Consider the following 567-nt stretch of genomic DNA (forward strand, 5'->3'; position numbering starts at 1 on the left):
AAAGAAAATGGAAATTTTTTCTAAAGTATTGGCTGACGTGGTCGATACTGAGAGTACAAATCCCGTACTGTGTAGGTAAGGTTWWTATATGGCAAGTATCGATAACAATACGTTCAGGTCAAATCATGACGACAAACAGTCGTGGTCCTGCGCGTTCCGATTCAAATTCGGTATCTGATACCCGTAACGAAGCGAAAAAAAGCAACGTCGGGCAAGATGCTGTTTCTTTGAGTTCAACAAAGTCGTGATATCGAGCAACTTCATCAGGAAATGGCGTCTAAGCCAGCATTCGATGCCGCTAAAGTCGCCGCGATCAAAGAAGCGATCGCAAACGGTTCTTATCGTGTCGATCCTGAAAAGCTTGCAGATAACATGATGAAATTTGAAACRAACTGGCAGACCGCGTTAAAGCATAAGGTCTAGGTAGGTAGTAGTTATGGCTGCTTTAGTTGATTTAGTAAATTTCCAGTTTGAAAATGCTAAAGCTCTCTCTATTGTGTTAGAAAAGGAAAGCAAGATCAATTGCTAGCCGTGTTTCTGCAGATATCGAGAAAATTGCCAAAGAAA

General features: G+C 41.3%; 2 pseudogenes. Both read left to right on the top strand.

The window, feature by feature from the left end:
- Positions 1-88 precede the first annotated feature (88 nt).
- Positions 89-423: pseudogene (gene flgM / locus CIK04_RS28125) on the top strand (flagellar biosynthesis anti-sigma factor FlgM).
- A 13-nt stretch (positions 424-436) separates the two neighbouring features.
- A pseudogene (locus tag CIK04_RS34550) lies at positions 437-567 on the top strand (flagellar protein FlgN); the annotation flags it as partial.

It is taken from the genome of Vibrio sp. 03_296, assembly GCF_002265885.1.